Here is an 18,637-nt window from a genome sequence, read left to right on the forward strand (position 1 = left end):
TATATGATAAAAAAACTATTCCGGTTTATATTTAAGATAATAGGCTGGTTCCTGCTGATAAGCTTTTTGTTGGTGCTGATCTACAAATGGCTGCCGGTGCCTTATACACCGTTGATGGCAATCAGGTACTTTGAACATCCCGAAGAAAAGCTCAGGCATGACTGGGTGCCCATGGAAAAGATCTCCCAAAACCTTCAACTGGCGGTTATTGGAAGTGAAGACCAAAACTTCCTGAACCATAACGGATTCGATTACAAGGCGATTCAAAAAGCGATAGAATCAAATAATAAAGGAAAACGAACCCGCGGTGCAAGTACGATTTCTCAGCAAACAGCCAAAAATGTGTTCTTATGGCCGCAAAGGAATTGGTTTCGAAAGGGGATGGAGGTGTACTTCACCTTTTTGATCGAACTTACCTGGAGTAAGGAGCGTATCCTTGAGGTGTATCTCAACAGCATTGAAATGGGGAAAGGCATTTATGGAGCTGAAGCTGCGGCACAGGCCTGGTTTGGAAAAAGTGCTGCGAAACTTAGTCCGCATGAGGCTGCAGCAATTGCCGCGATCCTTCCGAACCCAAGAGAATATCGTGCAAACCCGGCCAGTAATTATATTCAGCAGCGAAAGTCCTGGATCGTCAGACAAATGTATAATCTTGGAAAATTGAAATTCTAATGGAGAAGAAACAGCTTTTATGGGATGCCTGCATGAATTATGTGGAAGAACGGATCAGGAGGATAGAAACTGCGATCAAGGATCTGGAAGACGCGCTCAAGCTGGAGACCAAATGCTCCATGGGTGACAAATATGAGACCGGAAGGGCCATGTTGCATCTTGAATTCGAAAAGCTTTCTGGACAGCATGAAGAATACAGAAAGCTCAAGAAGACCCTCAGAATGATCGAACCTAAAAAAGTATTCGAAACTGTTAGTTTCGGGGCAGCAATTAATACTGACGGACCAAACTATTTCATATCTATTCCGGCGGGAGAGATCAAGCTCAGAGATGAAGTTTTCTACGCTGTGGGAGCGAGTGCTCCTATCGCTAGGGCTTTAAGCGGGAAGAAATCGGGTGAATCGGTTACATTTAATGGAAAAGCGATCTTTATAAAATCTGTTTTTTAATTACTGATTTTGCTGTTACCGCAGGCGTTTGGTAAAAAGTTCTTCCGGAATATCCAGGCTAACAATACTTCCAATTTTTAAAGCCTCAGGATGTTCGAATAGCAGAAATTCCTTTCCAACTTGCGCTTCAGTTAAATAATGACTCCCTCGGAAAAAAGAATTTGTGACCACCCCTTCAAATCCTATATCTTCTGATAACTTAATTTCATGTGGATAGATCACCAGCTTTTTGCGACGATCAACATCGGGAATGAACTGGTCTGCCGGTAATTCATTCACCTCTCCAAAAAGGGAAGCCACATAGGCGTTTTTGGGATTCTTGTACAACTGCTCGGGGCTTCCTTTCGCGATGATTCTCCCGGCTTTCATGGCCAGGGTCGTGTCGGCATAAGAAAGCGCATCTGTACTGTCATGGGTGGCGATTATGACCGTAATATTATTTTTCTTTAGATAAGAAAAGAGATTTCTACGAAGCTTATTCTTTCTGAAGTGATCAATATGGCTGAAAGGTTCGTCCAGCAATAATACTTCCGGAGGCTTGGCAAGCACTCTTGCCAGTGCTACCCGCTGTTGCTGGCCACCACTCAGAAATTTGGCCTTTACCTTGGCGAATTTCTGCATCTCGACCAATTCCAGTAATTCACTTACCCGTTGCTGTTTCTTGCGGGGATACATATTGGAGAGATGCTTCCCGATATTTTCGGCTACGGTAAGCGGTGGCATAAGGTCAAAATCCTGAGTTAGGTATTTCATAAATTCCTCTCCCGGGACCAGGTTGAAGTTGGGTCCCAGCAATTGCTTGTCATCCCAGAAGATCCTTCCGTCTACATGATGTAGTCCATAAATGGATTGTAGTAACGTACTTTTTCCGGAGCCACTTGCCCCGATGATCGAAACATTTTCACCTTTTTGAATAGAAAAACTAAGGTTCCTTAAAATTGGTTTTTCGGTGTACCCGAAGGAGAGATTCCTGACCCGTAACATAACTGGCGGTTTAGTTCTTACAAAATTAAAGTTTAGAAAATGAAAAAGCCTTCCGAAGAAGGCTTTTTTATAGAATATTTTGAAGGTTTGTTATTGTACCTCCTTTGAATTAGGTAACGCTTCAAAACCCATGTTATACAAAGTGAATCCAAAGATATCTGCATACTGCTCAATGGTCTTGCTCACAGGAGTACCCGCGCCGTGTCCGGCATTGGTCTCGATCCTGATCAATACTGGGTTGTCACCGGTTTGCTTATCCTGAAGCTCGGCAGCGAACTTGAATGAATGTGCAGGCACCACGCGATCATCGTGATCACCTGTGGTAACCATGGTCGCTGGATATTCCACTTCTTCCTTCACATTGTGAACAGGAGAATAACCTTTAAGGTATTGGAACATTTCTTCGTTATCCTGTGCGGTACCATAATCGTAAGCCCATCCTGCACCCGCAGTAAAGGTGTGGTAACGCAACATGTCAAGCACACCTACCGCAGGTAAGGCGACTTTCATAAGTTCAGGTCTTTGGGTCATGGTAGCACCAACTAACAAACCTCCGTTAGAACCACCGCGAATAGCAAGGTAATCGCTGGAGGTGTAATTGTTGTCGATAAGATATTCAGCTGCAGCAATGAAATCGTCAAAAACATTTTGCTTTTGAAGCTTGGTTCCCGCATCGTGCCATTCTTTTCCATACTCTCCACCCCCGCGTAGGTTTGGAACCGCATAAATACCTCCCTGTTCCATCCAAACAGCATTCGCGATGCTGAAAGATGGCGTAAGGCTAATGTTGAATCCGCCGTAACCGTAAAGAATGGTCGGGTTTTTCCCGTTCATTTCAAGACCTTTTTTGTGCGTAATAATCATTGGAACTTTTGTCCCATCCTTAGAGGTAAAGAAAACTTGTTCGCTGGTGTACTCCTCCGGATTAAAATCGATAGCCGGTTTATTGTACAGTTCAGAAGTACCTTCTTCGATCTGGTATTTGTAAATACTTCCCGGAGTTACGTAGTTCGTAAAGCTGTAGTATAGTTCTGTTTCTTCTTTTTTAGCGCTGAATCCTCCTGCAGATCCTACTCCCGGAAGTTCTACTTCTCTAACCATCTTACCATCGTAGTCGTACTGCATCACTTTTGATACGGCATCGATCATGTACTCGGTAAAGAAATAGCCACCTGCGGTAGACGGGCTAAGTACATTCTCTGTTTCAGGAATGAATTCCTCCCAGTTTTCTGGTGTTGGATTAGCAGCATCAACCGTTACGATCTTGCGGTTTGGCGCATCCAGGTTTGTTACTATATACAATTTGGAACCTACATTTTCGATCACAAAACTGTCTGATTTCTCGTGATCAAGAATGGTCACCAATTCAGAATTTTCCTTTGTAAGGTCCATCATGAACAATTTTCCTCCTGAAGTTGAATTTCTGGCAGAAATGAACAGGTAATTGTTGTCTTCGGAAACGCTTCCTCCTACATATCTGTGTTTTTGGTCAGCAGTACCACCGAAGACAAGTTTGTCTTCATCCTGGCTGGTGCCCAGCTCATGATAGTACAACTTATGCTGATCTGTCTTGGCAGAAAGTTCACTTCCTTCAGGCTTGTCATAGCTTGAATAGTAGAAACCTTCATTCCCTTTCCAGGAAAGTCCGCTGAATTTGACATTCTGGATGGTGTCTTCTTTGATCTCTCTGGATTCGGCATCCATAACGATCACCTTTCTCCAGTCACTTCCGCCTTCAGAAATGCTGTAGGCCACCATTTTTCCATTTTCAGAAAAGTTCATACCTCCCAAAGAAGTAGTTCCATCCTCGCTGAACTTGTTGGGATCAAGGAAAACTTCCGGCGTGTCATTTTCAGATTTCTTACGGTAGAGAACGTATTGGTTCTGCAACCCGTCGTTTTTGTAGAAATAAATATAGTCCCCTTCTTTAAACGGAGCGCCGATCTTCTCGTAGTTCCATAGTTCAGAAAGGCGATTTTTAAGCTCCTCTCTAAAAGGGATATTTTCAAGGTATCCGAAAGTGACCTCATTCTGGGCTTTTACCCAGGCTTCGGTTTCGGCACTACGGTCGTCCTCCAGCCAGCGGTACGGGTCTTTGACATCGGTTCCGAAGTAAGTATCGACGGTATCCACTTTTTTAGTTTCAGGATATTCCAATGATGTTGTGTTTTTTGTTGTTTGACTTCCGCAGGAAACAAGAGCTCCGGCTGCGAAAAGACTCATAATTATTCTTTTCATTAGTGAGTGTTTTGTGAAGAACCTAAAAGTAAATAAATTCTTTCAAATTATGAACCCACCCCAATAAATAAAGCCGCCCATAAAAGGCGGCTTATATTTGTCATTTTCTGAAGCTTACACCAGCTTGTTCTCAATAAGATATTCTGCGATTTGCACGGCATTTGTAGCAGCCCCTTTCCGAAGGTTGTCTGCCACGATCCACATATTCAGGGAATTTGGCTGTGAAAGATCCCTGCGGATCCTTCCGACGAACACATCATCCTTACCTTCTGCGTAGATAGGCATAGGATAAGTATTCACATCAAGGTTGTCCTGCACGGTAATTCCCGGGAAATCGCTCAATAATCTTCGCAGCTCATTGATCTCGAAGTCATTTTCAAAAGTGATGTTCACGGCTTCGCTGTGTCCGCCAACCACGGGAATACGAATCGCAGTAGCGGTTACCGCAACCGTATCATCCTGCAAGATCTTTTTGGTTTCATTGGTGAGCTTCATTTCTTCCTTGGTGTAGCCGTTCTCCTCAAAAACATCGCAATGCGGGATCGCGTTTCTGTGAATTGGGTATGGATATGCCATTTCTCCCTGCTCACCTTTATATTCGTTTTCCAGTTGCTGAACAGCTTTCACGCCTGTACCGGTAATAGATTGATATGTGGAAACTACTACCCGTTTTATCTTATATTTCTTGTGAAGTGGTGAAAGAGCCATCACCATTTGAATGGTGGAACAGTTAGGATTGGCAATGATCTTATCTTCGGAAGTCAGTTCGGAAGCATTGATCTCAGGAACCACTAACTTATTGTTCGGGTTCATTCTCCAGGCCGAAGAATTATCGATCACCGTGGTGCCGGCTTCAGCAAATTTAGGAGCCCACTCCAGGGAAGTATCTCCTCCTGCCGAAAAAAGGGCAATATCAGGTCTGGCTGAAACTGCCTCCTCCATGCTTACCACTTCATATTCCTTTCCTTGAAATTCAAGCTTTGTTCCAACAGATCTTTCTGAAGCCACCGGAATTAATTCGGTAAGCGGGAAGTTCCTTTCTGCCAGTACTTTTAACATAACCTGCCCTACCATCCCGGTAGCGCCAACTACTGCAACTTTCATATGAATATTTTTAATTCCGTCTGTATAAAGGACGGGTTTTTCTATTGTTTGAATGGATGTATCAAGAAGCGTTCCCTGATTTCCAGTGGCAAAGGTATTGTACTGGTATTAATTAAAAGAAGACGATTATCATAAAAGTTATAGGAATAAATAATTTATAACCACTTTGTACAATTTGTTAAAAATGGAGCATTAGAAAAAAAGACCCCGCCTTTTGAGCGGGGTTTTATTATTAAAATATGTAGCGTAGCGGTTACTACGAGCGTTAATTCATTTTCAATACCTGAATTTCAGGTCCAACAAAAATAAGGAATTAAGATAAACTGGGACTAAACGTTGTTTTGTTTCTTCAGTTCATCCCTTATTTCCGTAAGTAACTGTTCCTGGGAAGGGCCTTTTGGTTCTACCAGTTTAGGAGCTTCTTTTTCTTTCTTGGTCTTTTCATAAGCGCGTAGCACCAGGAAAATAAAGAAAGCGACAATTATAAAATAAATGATCGCCTGGATGACATTTCCGTAAGTGATCACTGCCGCTTCGGCTTCTTTTGCCGCATCTAAAGTGTCATAATGAGTGCCGTCAAGAGAAATGAATTTTTGGGAGAAATCTACCCCTCCCGTAATCACCCCAATGAGGGGCATGATAATATCGGCCACCACAGATGAAACGATCTTATTGAAAGCAGCTCCCACAACAACTGCTGTTGCCAAAGCAATGATATCTCCCTTTAAAAGGAAAGACTTGAAATCCTTTATGAATCCCATATTATAAAGTGTTGGTTAGTTGATTAAATGTAGGTATTAATTTTCAACTATCACTCTTTTAACTCTTTGTGAGATACCTGTGATCAATTCGTAGGAAATAGTATTTCCTTTTTCAGCGAATTTGGTGGCATGTTGAGGTCCGCCGAATATGATGACTTCGTCTCCTTCCTCGCAGTCAATTCCGGTGATGTCGATCATTAGCATGTCCATACAAACATTCCCGATAATAGGTGCGTAGGATCCGTTCACGATCACCCCTGCACGGCCGTTACCATATTGCCTGTTGATCCCGTCAGCATGCCCAATGGGAAGAGTGGCGGTCTTTGTGGGTTTCATTGCTTTAAAAGCCCTGTTATATCCTACCGTCTCGCCTTTTTCTATTTTATGGATCTGGGAAATTATGGTTTTAAGAGTACCTATTGGTTTCAGCTTGCTGTCTTCCAGGGCTTCATTTCCAAAACCGTAAAGTCCTATTCCCGATCTCACCATATCAAAAGCAGCTTCAGGGTAATTGATTAGTCCGGAGGTGTTACAAATATGGAGCAAGGGACGATAACCGAGTTCGTCAAATAATTTAAGGGCTATCCTTTTGAAAGTGTGGATCTGCATGAGGGTGAATTCCCGTTCTTTCCAGTCTTCGCTCGCGGCGAGATGTGAAAAGAAAGTTGCGGCCTTAATGCTTTCGGTTCCTTTCAAATAATCACGAACCATGTCAGTCTCAGTTTCAGAAAAACCTAGCCTGTTTAAGCCTGTATTAAATTTAAGGTGGACGGGATAATTCTTTTGTTTCAGCTTTTCAGCGGTTGCAATAAATTCCCTAAGAACATATTCGCTATAAAGACTGGGTTCGAGACAGTTTTCGATCAGGTCTTCAAAATTGTAAGATTGCGGGTGTAATACCAGGATTGGAAGTTCGATCCCTGCTTTTCGAAGGGTGATCCCTTCCGAAGTATAAGCCACAGCAAGATAGTCGGCACCAAGATCCACCAGTTTTTTCGCGATACCTACCACATCACTCCCATAACCGTAAGCTTTCACCACTGCCATGAACTTAACGCTCTGGTCTACTTTAGAGCGCAAATAGCGATAATTGTGCTCGAGGGCATTAAGATCTATTTCAAGTACGGTCTCCCTGGCTTTCGGCATGCTCACTGCGTTTTTCTGCATTTAATTCTTCCGGCTCGGTAACTTCAAAATTCTTTAATTTTTCCTTCAGGCGGGCTTTGTAATAAGCTGCACGACTCAGTGGCTCATACTCTTCGGTTTCCCCGAGCATGACCAGGTCTTCATTTGATGTCTTACGGTAACTGTATTGCGCGAGGTTTCCGGTGCGTGTACAGACTGCGTGTACCTTGGTGACATATTCGGCAGTGGCCATTAAATTTGGCATTGGTCCAAAAGGATTTCCTTTAAAATCCATGTCCAGTCCGGCTACGATCACCCTGATCCCTTTGTTGGCGAGATCATTGCAAACGGTCACGATCTCATCATCGAAGAACTGAGCTTCATCAATCCCAATGACATCGCAATCATCTGCCAGCAACCTGATATTAGCTGCTGCCGGTACGGGGGTGGAACGAATTTCATTCGAGTCGTGGGAGACCACCATTTCCTCATTATACCTGGTGTCTATGGCAGGTTTGAAGATCTCCACTTTCTGTTTGGCAAATTTGGCGCGTTTGAGTCTGCGAATCAGCTCCTCGGTCTTTCCGGAGAACATCGAACCGCATATAACCTCTATCCACCCAAATTGCTCCTTGTGATTTACTGTATTTTCGAGAAACATTTTGTATTTTTCAAGACCAAAAAAGCGAACTTCGCTTTTTTATAAAGGTGGTACAAATTTATCAAAAATACAACCGCAATTAATTCCTAAGCATGAAAGTTATGAAAAAGCAATTGACAGAGGAACTGGTAGCTTTGGCCGAAAAAATAACACTTCTAAAGGAAAAGAAGGAGGTTGCTACGGGCGAGTTAAAGAAGCATGCCCGCAACTTATACGAGAAGCTTACGCTGCTTGAATTTACTGAGAAAAGCATCTTTTCTTCGGAAAAAGAATCCAATCCGGAGGTGGTGAAAACTGCCGTTAAAGTGACAGCTTCCGCAAACGGCACCCCAAAAAAATCTCCTGAAAAGCAGGAAGAGGATAAATATGCTCCCACGGGAATGGAGTACAATTCTTCCGAAGCTATTACGGAACCAAATACTGAGAAGATAAAGGATATCGTGGCTCAAATGCCGCCTGAAACCCAACAGGTAGATGACTTATTTGCCAACATTGAGCCTGAAAAATATCAAAAGAACGATATGGGAAATATTGGCGGGGTTCATTATGATCACCTTCCCAAATTTGAACCGTTAAGTCAAAGCAGCGACTCTCAACAGGATAAACCGAAATCTTTGAATGACCGATTAAAAAAGGGAATTCATATTGGTGTCAATGATAGACATGCCTTCATAAAACACCTTTTTGAAGGAAGCGCTACCGATTATAACCGGGTGCTTTCTCAATTGAATACTATTAAATCTAAAGAAGAAGCTTTCAATTTCGTTGCCAACATGGTGAAACCCGATTACAATAACTGGGAAGGAAAAGAGGAATATGAAACCCGATTTTTAGCCATTGTTGAAAACAAATTTGAATAACCGTCCATGTCAAAACTTTATCTGGTGCCAACTCCCATTGGCAACCTCGAAGACATCACCTTTAGAGCTATCAGGGTTTTAAAAGAAGTTGATCTTATCCTTGCGGAAGATACCCGCAACAGCGGAAAGCTCCTGAAACATTTTGAGATCAATACCCACATGCAGAGCCACCATATGCATAATGAGCATAAAACGGTGGAAGGTATTGTGCGTCAAATTCAGAACGGGAAGACCGTAGCTTTGATAAGTGATGCGGGAACCCCGGCCATTAGTGATCCCGGCTTCTTACTTACCCGTGCCTGTGTGGAAGCGGGCATAGAAGTAGACTGCCTGCCCGGGGCTACGGCTTTTGTTCCGGCCCTTGTGAACAGCGGATTGCCAAACGATAAATTCGTTTTCGAAGGTTTTCTTCCGGTCAAAAAAGGACGTCAGACGAGGCTGCAATTCCTGGCGGAAGAAACCAGGACTATCATATTATATGAGTCACCACATAAGCTGTTGAAGACCCTTGCCCAGTTTGTGGAGTACTTTGGAGAAGACAGGCCTGTTTCGGTTTCCAGGGAGATCACAAAGCTTCACGAAGAAACGGTTCGTGGCACCGCAGCCGAGGTCCTCGCTCACTTTGAAGCTAAACCTCCAAAAGGAGAAATAGTGATAGTAGTAGGTGGTAAAAAAAATTAGCACCTCTCGAATACTAACTTCTTAAAAAGCAGAATTTTCCTCATTTCTTACTTTTTCATCTTTTTGTAAGTGAAAAATTAACCCAAAACAATCTTACTTTTGGCAAAAAATACTTCCATGCGCTGGACCCTGAAACCCAAACCAAATCCTGAGACCGCAAGTCACCTTGCTGAGGTCCTGGGTGTTGAAAAGCCGATTGCGTCCTTACTGGCTCAGCGGGGAATAAGCACTTTTGAGGAAGCTAAAAAATTCTTCAGGCCTTCTTTGAAAGATCTTCATGATCCTTTTCTCATGAAGGATATGGACCTGGCCATCGACCGGCTGGAAAAGGCTATTTCAGAAGGGGAAAATATAATGGTATACGGGGATTATGATGTGGATGGAACCACCAGTGTGGCGCTAGTATATTCCTATCTGAAATCTTTTTACCCGAATGTCGCCTCTTATATTCCCGATCGTTATGATGAAGGGTATGGGGTCTCCTATAAGGGGATAGATTTTGCTTCAGATAATGATATCACTTTGATCATCGCTCTTGACTGCGGAATAAAGGCCATTGAAAAGGTAGATTATGCTAAAGAAAAAGGAGTTGATTTTATAATTTGTGACCACCACAGGCCCGGTGCCGAGATCCCGAAAGCCGTAGCTGTACTGGATCCAAAAAGAGAGGATTGCGGTTACCCTTATAAAGAATTGTGCGGATGCGGTGTTGGTTTTAAATTGTTGCAGGCTTATGCGGAAAGAAAACAGGAAAAATTTGAAACCCTGCTTCCTTACCTGGATCTGGTTGCGACAGCGATAGCTGCCGATATTGTCCCTATCACCGGAGAGAATCGAATTTTGGCCTATCACGGACTTCGGGTCATAAATGCCGCCCCAAGGGCCGGGTTTAAAGCCATTTTGGAACAGGTCAAAAAGCAAACCATTACAATAACCGATGTGGTTTTTATCATTGCTCCAAGGATCAACGCAGCAGGAAGAATGAAGCACGGCTTGCATGCCGTCAATCTCCTCACCGAAGAGAATGAGGAAAGAGCGAAGATCGCAGCTTCAGAGATCGAAGTTTATAATTCAGATAGGCGGGATGCAGATAAAGCCATTACTCTTGAGGCGCTTAACCAGATAGAGGAGTTAAATGAGCAGGAAAGGCTTACCACAGTAGTATACCAGGAGAACTGGCATAAAGGGGTGATCGGGATCGTAGCTTCACGTTTAACGGAAACCTATTACAGGCCGACCTTAGTATTTACTCGAAGTGGCGAGAAACTGGCTGCTTCGGCAAGATCTGTAAAAGGTTTTGATGTTTATGATGCCCTGGAAGGATGTAGTGAATACATCGAGCAATTCGGCGGTCATAAATATGCGGCAGGACTAACCTTGCTGGAGGTACAGTATGAGAATTTCAAAAGAAAATTCGAGGAAGTGGTGGCCTCAACTATTGATAAGCATCTGTTGACTCCGGAAATATCTATAGATGCAGAAATTGATCTCAAAGAGATCACCCCGAAGTTTTACAGGATATTGCAGCAATTTGCTCCTTTCGGCCCCGGGAATATGAGTCCGGTTTTCATGGCAAAAGGATTAAGAGATACTGGTTATGCTAAATGTGTGGGTGCCGATCAAACTCATTTAAAATGTCGCTTTCAGCAGAAAAACTCTAAGCTAAGTTTTGGAGCTATTGGATTTGGATTAGGTGAAAAATGCGACCAATTATCTAATGGGCAGCCCGTTAGAGCGGCTTTCGCGATCGAAGAAAATGAATTCAATGGCAATATTAGTTTACAATTGAAATTGAAAGATATTGAGGTGGAGTAATATTATTTTATAAACCTGATTTCCAGTTTTTTAATAGGAAAAGTTTCTACGGGTTTTCCGCACTTATTTTATTATCGGTCTCTTTAACTAATATCCTCGTAGTTGGTCTAAAAAAGTTTTTGGAAGCTGAATGTTTACATATATTAGCAGAGCCATAACATAAGTAGGTTAAGTTCATGGTAGATTTGGGGCAAAAAAAGGTGGAGCTTTCCACCTTTTTTTATGCGGTATCGTCAACGAAACAGGAGAAAATAAAAAAGCTGTGAAAATCATTTTTCACAGCTTTTTCTATATAAGAGAATGTACGCTAATTATTTAGCCTGAGCATATCTTTTTGAAACTTCATCCCAGTTGATCACATTGAAGAACGCTTCAATATAAGCCGGTCTCTGGTTCTGATACTTTAGGTAGTAAGCGTGCTCCCACACATCCATTCCAAGGATTGGAGTTCCTCCGCATCCTACACCCGGCATTAATGGGTTATCCTGGTTGGCAGAAGAACAAACTTCTACTTTACCTCCTTCATGAACACAAAGCCATGCCCATCCTGATCCAAACTGAGTTGCACCTGCTTTAGAGAACTCATCTTTAAAAGATTCGAAAGAACCGTAAGCCTTGTCAATTGCTGCTAATAATTCCCCATCTGGTTTTCCACCACCTTCAGGAGACATGATCTCCCAGTACAGGTTGTGGTTGTAATAACCTCCACCGTTGTTACGAACGGCTTTATTTTGCATATCAAGGTTATGAAGGATATTCTCGATGGTCTTACCTTCAAGATCGGTTCCCTTAACCGCGTCGTTCAACTTGCTGGTATAACCCGCATGGTGTTTATCGTGATGGATCTCCATTGTTCTAGCGTCAATGTGAGGTTCCAGTGCATCAAATGCATATTTTAAATTAGGTAACTCAAAAGCCATAATGTTTTCTTTTTAGTTGTTATTACTTTAATCAACCCCAAATTTAGTCATTCAAAGATTTATTAGAAATTATAATGTGTTATAAAATCCTTAAAGCTATTGGTTTTTTGACATATTTTTCCAACATATAGAAAATGATTTAAGGAACTCCTTGAAAATAAGGCAATTTATTACGCATTTTCCTTTTTACCTAAAAACCAATTTTTACAGTTGCATTTCCTATTTTAGTAAAAAATTTCATTGAAAAAATCCAACTCCTTTACCATTTATAACGCTTCGGCAGGATCTGGAAAAACCTTTACCCTGGTGAAGGAATACCTTATTCTTTTACTTACTGCCCAAAACAAGGACAGTTATAAACATATTCTGGCCATCACCTTTACCAACAAGGCCGTCGCCGAAATGAAATCCCGGATCATTGAAAGCCTTCATTTACTTTCTGAAGAAAACCAAACTTCAAAAGCTATTAGCCTTCTGAAAATATTGGTTGATGAAACCGGTTTATCTGCGGAAGAGATCAGGGTGAAAAGTAAGGCCATCCTCAAGAGTATCATCAACAACTACGCAGCCTTTGAAGTTTCAACCATAGATGGATTTACTCACCGGGTTTTGCGCACCTTCGCTAAAGACCTTGACCTGCCGCTTAATTTTGAGGTGGAACTTAATACAGAGGAAGTGCTTACCGAAGCTGTGGACCGTCTTATAAATAAAGCCGGGGAAGATGAAAAACTTACCAAAGTACTGGTGAGTTTCGTGCTAGGAAAAACAGATGAGGATAAGAGCTGGGATATTTCAAGAGACCTGTTGAGCATCGCCGGATTATTGACCAAAGAAACGAGCAGGCCGTTTCTGGAACTGCTGAAAAATAAAAGCCTGGAAGATTTTCAGCAACTGGCCAATGTTCTGAAAACTGAAAAAAAGGCGAATGAGGAATCCTGTGTGGCTTTGGCTGAATCCTTTTTTGAACTAATACAGAGCAGGGGTATTGAAGATACTGATTTTACAAGAGCTTCATGCCCTAAGTTCTTCCGAAAGACAGCTGACAAGGATTTCTCTCAAAAATTGGATAATCAATGGCAATTAAATATCGAAACCCAGAACCTGTATGCTAAGAGCCTTGACGCTGGGAAAAAGGATATTCTGGACGAGTTGCAGCCACAAATTGCAAACATGTTCCATGAAGTAGAGAACAATATCCTGAGACTTCAATTTTTGCAGGCGATAGAAAAGAACCTGGTACCATTGTCGTTATTGAGCGCCATTCAAAATGAGGTGGAAGAAATTAAGAAAGAGAACTCGGTAGTACTGATCTCAGATTTTAACGCTACCATCGGGAAGGCGGTGAAAGATCAGCCTGCTCCATTTATATATGAACGGCTTGGAGAAAGATACAGGCACTACTTCATTGATGAATTTCAGGATACTTCAGAATTGCAGTGGGAGAATTTAATTCCTCTGGTTGATCACACGCTTTCCGGAGGAAATCTTTCCGAAGAAACTGGGAGCCTTACCCTTGTAGGTGATGCCAAGCAATCCATTTACAGGTGGCGTGGCGGAAAAGCTGAGCAGTTCATGGAACTTTGTTCACAAAAGAATCCTTTTAATATTGAAGAAAAGCAGTTGGTGGTGCTGCCGAAGAATTACCGTAGCGCGCAGCACATCGTTAATTTCAATAATTCATTTTTCAATTTTTCAGCCTCGGTTTTTGAAAGTTCAGAACACAGGGATCTTTTCGAAAACTGCGATCAGGAGCCGGTTAGCGATCTGGAAGGATATGTGAACATATCGTTTATCGAGGCCGATAAGGTGGAAGAAGAAATGGAAGCTTACCCGCAACGGGTTTTAGAGATTGTCAAGGATCTGGATTCACAGGATATTCCTAAAAGCAGTATTTGTATTCTCACCAGAAAACGGAAGGAGAGTGTTGCGGTTGCAAATTTCCTTAGTGAAAATGGCATTTCGGTGATCTCTGCGGAAAGCCTATTGCTAAGCAGATCTCCGGAAGTATTGTTCATAAATTCAGTGCTTGCCTGCGGACTTGATACTAGCGATCAGGACCTGAAGTTTGGGATCCTGGATTTTCTGTTGAAGGGAAAAGTGGAAGTAGATCATGATTACCTTTTTATTAAGGACCGGCTGAACCTGGAGGGCCAGGCTTTCTTTGATTCCCTGAAACCTTTCGGGATTGATTTCAATATTGACCGGCTGAATGCACTTTCTGTCTATGAGGGAGCCGAATACATAATAAGAAGTTTTGGGCTCATTAAAGATTCCAACGCGTACCTGCAGTTTTATCTGGATTTTGTATACGAGACCTCGCATTCTAAAGGCTACGGAATTTTTGATTTTCTCGAACTCTGGGATCGAAAAAAAGATTCCCTCAGTATTATAGTTCCGGAAGGAGAAGATGCGGTGCAGATCATGACCATACATAAAGCAAAGGGGCTGGAGTTTCCGGTAGTCATATTTCCTTTTGCTAATAGTCCGATAAAAGATACAGCACGGGAGTCATTTTGGATGAATCTGCCTGAGAGTTTGCAATCTCAAATAAATGTAGCTTATCTCCAGGCTTCAGAAAAGATGAAGAATTGGGAAGGTGAGGCACCCTCTTTATATGAAGAACTTTGTTTCAACAGTCAGCTGGATGCCCTAAACGTGCTGTATGTGGCTTTAACGCGACCCGTGCAGCGACTGTATGTTATTTCGAAACTTGAAATTGATAAAAAAGGAAATGAGAATTTAAATAAGTTTTCGGGCCTCTTCATTTCTTATTTAAAACATCTGGGAAAATGGGATGGAAGCACCGAGTATGAAATAGGAAATGGGCAGGAACCTTTAGAAATTGAGTCTGCAACCGGAAATTCGCTGGAACAGGAAACCTTCTTTTCTTCTCCAACAGAAGCAAACGGGATCTCAATTATTACCAGATCTGGCATGTTGTGGGATTCAAAACAGGAAGCCGCCATCGAAAAAGGTAAATTGGTGCATGAACTTTTCGCCCGTATCAATTCTGAAAAGGATGTGCAGCAAGTGCTTTTAGAAGCGCGTGAAGAAGGCCTTTTTAAAGATCAGGAAGAAGAGGAGATCGAAAAGGTCATTTTAGAGGTGGTTCGTCACCCTGAGCTGCATCATTATTTCACGGAAGGGGTGAAGAACTATAATGAAAGAGACATGATCTCCGGATCGGGAGAAATACTACGACCCGACAGGCTGAACTTTCAGAATAACACTGTGAGTATAATAGATTATAAAACGGGAGCAGAAGACCGGAAGCATGCCGAACAGATAAACTCATATGCCCTGGTTCTGGAAGAAATGGGATATGAGATTGATAAAAAAGTATTGATTTATCTAAATGAACGTCCCGCAATAAAGAATGTTTAAAAGAAATGTAATTTTGTAAAAAATCAACAAATATGTACGGAGCTATAAAAGATCACCTGAATAAGGAAATAGAACAAATAAAGGAAGATGGCCTTTTTAAAAAGGAACGAATTATTACTTCTCCTCAAGGGGCAGAGATCACTATTGAAGGAGGAAAGAAAGTAATCAACTTCTGCGCGAACAATTATCTTGGTTTGTCCTCGCATCCTGAAGTAATACAGGCTGCAAAGGATACTATGGATACCCATGGATTTGGGATGTCAAGTGTGCGTTTCATTTGCGGTACTCAGGATATTCATAAAAACCTGGAAAAGACCATCGCCGATTTCTACGGAACCGAAGATACCATTCTATATGCGGCGGCTTTTGATGCTAATGGGGGAGTATTTGAACCTCTCTTGTCTAAAGAAGACGCGATCATTTCAGATTCTTTGAACCACGCGTCTATCATTGACGGGGTAAGGTTGTGTAAAGCGGCCAGATACCGTTATGAGAACAATAATATGGAGGATCTGGAAGCTCAATTGAAACAGGCAAACGAAGATGGTGCGCGTTTCAAGATCGTGGTTACTGACGGTGTTTTCTCAATGGATGGTCTGGTAGCGCCTTTAGATAAGATCTGTGACCTTGCTGAAAAATATGACGCTTTGGTAATGATCGACGAATGTCATGCCACCGGATTCATTGGAGAGCAGGGAATTGGAACGCTGGAGGAGAAAAATGTTCTTGGAAGGATCGACATTATTACAGGTACCCTTGGAAAAGCCCTTGGTGGCGCCATGGGAGGTTATACTACCGGAAAGAAAGAGATTATAGAATTATTACGTCAAAGATCTCGGCCTTATTTATTTTCAAATTCCCTTGCCCCGGCAATTGTGGGGGCTTCTATCAAGGTATTTGAAATGATCTCGAAAGATGATACGCTCAGAAATAAAGTAAAGGAAAACACCAAATACTTTAAGAAAGGTATGGAGGATGCGGGATTTGATATTATTGACGGAGATTCTGCGATTGTTCCTGTGATGTTATATGACGCTAAATTATCTCAGACCATGGCAGATAAACTTTTGGATGAAGGTATTTATGTCATAGGTTTCTTTTATCCGGTGGTTCCAAAAGGAAAAGCCCGTATAAGAGTTCAATTGTCTGCAGCTCACACCAGGGAGCATTTAGATAAAGCTATTGCCGCCTTTACCAAGGTAGGAAAAGAGCTGGAAGTTGTTTAAAATCAGTATTATTTGTAGTTGAAATTGAAAAAAAAACCTCCTTTTTGGAGGTTTTTTTAGCTTATATCCGGGAGGTTCGTTTATGTGAGCGAATTCCTACTTCGACATATGGTTTTACTGGGCTTAGCAATTTCGAGATTCCTGAATTTTTAGCAAAATTTTAAATAAAAACCGCAGTTTTTTTTCATATATATCCCCTCATAACGCCAGTGTTTATAGACTTATTAAGAAAACTTTATTATATTGGCCTTTGTTAATAATATTTAACCGTATACTTTTGTTTTAACTAACTAATTAAAATTAAACTCTTCAATATGAAACATCTTAACAGATTTTTATTAGCTACATTATGCATTTTGAGCTTTAGCACCATGCAGGCTCAGGATGAAAACAACCCTTGGGCGATCTCCCTGGGAGTTAATGCGGTTGACCTGTATCCAACCGGAGAAGGTGACGGTGGTGACGCCATCAGTAGTACCTATTATAACGAATTTTTCAACGCCACAGATCACTGGAACATTTTACCGGCTCTTTCAAGAATTTCTGTAGCCCGTTATATTGGAAGTGGTTTTAATTTTGAATTAGCTGGATCTTTAAATCAGATCGATAAGATTGGAGATGCTCCAGCAAATGATTTAAGTTATTATGGCCTTGATGGTACTTTTAACTACAGCTTCAGAAGCCTTACCGGAGACGGATGGTTGGATCCTGTAGTTGGAGCAGGTGCTGGATATACTTGGGTTGATGACGAAGGTGGTGCAACTTTAAACGGTACAGCCGGATTCAATATCTGGTTCTCTGATAACCTTGCATTCAACGTACAACTTGGATACAAGCATTCTTTTGATCAAGACCAACTTCCTAAGCACTGGCAACATACTGCCGGTCTTAAATTTGCCTTCGGAGGTAAAGATACTGACGGTGACGGGATCTATGATAAAGATGACGAGTGTCCTGAAGTTCCTGGTCTAGCTGAATTCAACGGTTGTCCAGACTCTGACGGTGACGGAATCGAAGATCGTAACGATGAGTGTCCTAACGAAGCTGGTTTAGCTGAGTTCAACGGATGTCCTGATACTGACGGTGACGGTGTTGCTGATCCTAAAGATGAATGTCCTACTGTAGCCGGTCTTAAAGAAATGAACGGTTGTCCTGATGCTGACGGTGACGGAGTAAAAGACAGCGATGACGAATGTCCAAACGAGGCAGGTCCTGCTGAGAACAACGGATGTCCATGGCAAGATAAAGACGGTGACGGAGTACTTGACAAAGATGACGAGTGTCCTGAAGTAGCTGGAACTGCTGCTAACAACGGATGTCCTGAGCCTACTGTTGAAGTTATCGAGGAATTGAACGAGTATTCAAGAACTATCCTTTTTGATCTTAACAAAGCAACTATCCGTAAGGAATCTGAAGAAACTCTTCAGTCTATCGCTGATATCATGAAAGAATACCCACAAACTATCTTCCACATTGAAGGACATACAGATAGTACAGGTAGCGCTTCTTACAACGAAAAACTTTCAAGAGAAAGAGCTGCGTCTGTAAGACAGTGGTTGATTGGTGCTGGTATTCCAGAAAAGAGAATGACTTCTGAAGGTTACGGTGAAACTCAACCTATTGCTTCTAACAACACTGCTAAAGGAAGACAAGAAAACAGAAGAGTTGAGATCTCTTTGGATAAGGACAGAGAAATGAAAGAAACTGAGCAAGACACTACTGATATGTAGAAAAAGAAAAATAAATTCTTTCAAAAA

General features: G+C 42.0%; 15 protein-coding genes. 8 read left to right on the forward strand and 7 right to left on the reverse strand.

Features of this window, described 5'->3' with window-relative positions; genetic code table 11:
* Nucleotides 1-3 precede the first annotated feature (3 nt).
* Both mtgA and ACFQ1G_RS10895 read left to right on the forward strand, forming a co-directional pair.
* Nucleotides 4-672 (forward strand): monofunctional biosynthetic peptidoglycan transglycosylase, encoded by a 669-nt coding sequence (gene mtgA / locus ACFQ1G_RS10890; RefSeq protein ID WP_380739463.1) that lies wholly within the window; start codon nucleotides 4-6, stop codon nucleotides 670-672.
* Entirely contained in the window at nucleotides 672-1,121 is a 450-nt protein-coding gene (locus tag ACFQ1G_RS10895; RefSeq protein WP_380739465.1) for a transcription elongation factor, read from the forward strand. Before mtgA ends, ACFQ1G_RS10895 begins: the two co-directional genes overlap by 1 nt.
* A gap of 15 nt (nucleotides 1,122-1,136) precedes the next feature.
* Here ACFQ1G_RS10895 and ACFQ1G_RS10900 read toward each other — a convergent pair whose 3' ends face one another.
* The 6 genes from ACFQ1G_RS10900 to ACFQ1G_RS10925 all read right to left on the reverse strand — a co-directional run bounded on the left by ACFQ1G_RS10900 (nucleotide 1,137) and on the right by ACFQ1G_RS10925 (nucleotide 7,994).
* Nucleotides 1,137-2,105, reverse strand: a complete 969-nt coding sequence (locus ACFQ1G_RS10900; RefSeq protein ID WP_380739467.1) for an ABC transporter ATP-binding protein — start codon at nucleotides 2,103-2,105, stop codon at nucleotides 1,137-1,139.
* 90 nt (nucleotides 2,106-2,195) lie between these two features.
* Nucleotides 2,196-4,343: a prolyl oligopeptidase family serine peptidase gene (locus ACFQ1G_RS10905; RefSeq protein WP_380739468.1), complete on the reverse strand. Its 2,148-nt coding sequence runs from the start codon at nucleotides 4,341-4,343 to the stop codon at nucleotides 2,196-2,198.
* Between the two features lie 114 nt (nucleotides 4,344-4,457).
* Nucleotides 4,458-5,447 carry an aspartate-semialdehyde dehydrogenase gene (locus ACFQ1G_RS10910; RefSeq protein ID WP_380739470.1) on the reverse strand — a complete coding sequence of 330 codons (990 nt, stop codon included), beginning with the start codon at nucleotides 5,445-5,447 and terminating at the stop codon, nucleotides 4,458-4,460.
* Between the two features lie 329 nt (nucleotides 5,448-5,776).
* Nucleotides 5,777-6,208 (reverse strand): large-conductance mechanosensitive channel protein MscL, encoded by a 432-nt coding sequence (mscL, locus tag ACFQ1G_RS10915; protein ID WP_380739472.1) that lies wholly within the window; start codon nucleotides 6,206-6,208, stop codon nucleotides 5,777-5,779.
* Nucleotides 6,209-6,244: 36 nt separating this feature from the next.
* Nucleotides 6,245-7,354, reverse strand: coding sequence for an alanine racemase (gene alr, locus ACFQ1G_RS10920; protein ID WP_380739474.1), 1,110 nt, complete (start codon nucleotides 7,352-7,354; stop codon nucleotides 6,245-6,247).
* The gene (locus ACFQ1G_RS10925) at nucleotides 7,326-7,994 is read right to left on the reverse strand and encodes a thymidine kinase (RefSeq protein WP_380739476.1); all 669 of its coding nucleotides are present in this window, start codon (nucleotides 7,992-7,994) and stop codon (nucleotides 7,326-7,328) included. The genes alr and ACFQ1G_RS10925 overlap by 29 nt, the downstream gene beginning before the upstream one ends.
* Before the next feature lie 92 nt (nucleotides 7,995-8,086).
* Between ACFQ1G_RS10925 and ACFQ1G_RS10930 the strand changes: the two genes are divergently transcribed.
* From ACFQ1G_RS10930 to recJ, 3 genes are all read left to right on the forward strand, one after another.
* Nucleotides 8,087-8,854, forward strand: coding sequence for a hypothetical protein (locus tag ACFQ1G_RS10930; RefSeq protein ID WP_380739478.1), 768 nt, complete (start codon nucleotides 8,087-8,089; stop codon nucleotides 8,852-8,854).
* A gap of 6 nt (nucleotides 8,855-8,860) precedes the next feature.
* Nucleotides 8,861-9,535 carry a 16S rRNA (cytidine(1402)-2'-O)-methyltransferase gene (gene rsmI / locus ACFQ1G_RS10935; protein WP_380739480.1) on the forward strand — a complete coding sequence of 225 codons (675 nt, stop codon included), beginning with the start codon at nucleotides 8,861-8,863 and terminating at the stop codon, nucleotides 9,533-9,535.
* A 117-nt stretch (nucleotides 9,536-9,652) separates the two neighbouring features.
* Complete coding sequence (gene recJ, locus ACFQ1G_RS10940; RefSeq protein WP_380740799.1) at nucleotides 9,653-11,350, forward strand: single-stranded-DNA-specific exonuclease RecJ; 1,698 nt, start codon at nucleotides 9,653-9,655, stop codon at nucleotides 11,348-11,350.
* 311 nt (nucleotides 11,351-11,661) lie between these two features.
* Here recJ and ACFQ1G_RS10945 read toward each other — a convergent pair whose 3' ends face one another.
* On the reverse strand, nucleotides 11,662-12,270 hold the full coding sequence (locus ACFQ1G_RS10945) for a superoxide dismutase (RefSeq protein ID WP_380739481.1): 609 nt from the start codon (nucleotides 12,268-12,270) through the stop codon (nucleotides 11,662-11,664).
* A 240-nt stretch (nucleotides 12,271-12,510) separates the two neighbouring features.
* On the opposite strand from ACFQ1G_RS10945, the gene ACFQ1G_RS10950 reads away from it, so the two are divergent.
* The 3 genes from ACFQ1G_RS10950 (at nucleotide 12,511) to ACFQ1G_RS10960 (ending at nucleotide 18,610) form a co-directional block, all read left to right on the forward strand.
* A complete protein-coding gene (locus ACFQ1G_RS10950; protein ID WP_380739483.1) occupies nucleotides 12,511-15,654 on the forward strand; it encodes a UvrD-helicase domain-containing protein in 3,144 nt (1,047 codons plus the stop codon).
* A 32-nt stretch (nucleotides 15,655-15,686) separates the two neighbouring features.
* Nucleotides 15,687-16,880, forward strand: a complete 1,194-nt coding sequence (gene kbl / locus ACFQ1G_RS10955) for a glycine C-acetyltransferase (RefSeq protein ID WP_380739485.1) — start codon at nucleotides 15,687-15,689, stop codon at nucleotides 16,878-16,880.
* Between the two features lie 314 nt (nucleotides 16,881-17,194).
* Complete coding sequence (locus ACFQ1G_RS10960; protein WP_380739487.1) at nucleotides 17,195-18,610, forward strand: OmpA family protein; 1,416 nt, start codon at nucleotides 17,195-17,197, stop codon at nucleotides 18,608-18,610.
* Nucleotides 18,611-18,637: the final 27 nt, after the last annotated feature.

It is taken from the genome of Salinimicrobium gaetbulicola (assembly GCF_042676025.1).
GTDB classification, from domain to species: Bacteria; Bacteroidota; Bacteroidia; order Flavobacteriales; family Flavobacteriaceae; genus Salinimicrobium; species Salinimicrobium gaetbulicola.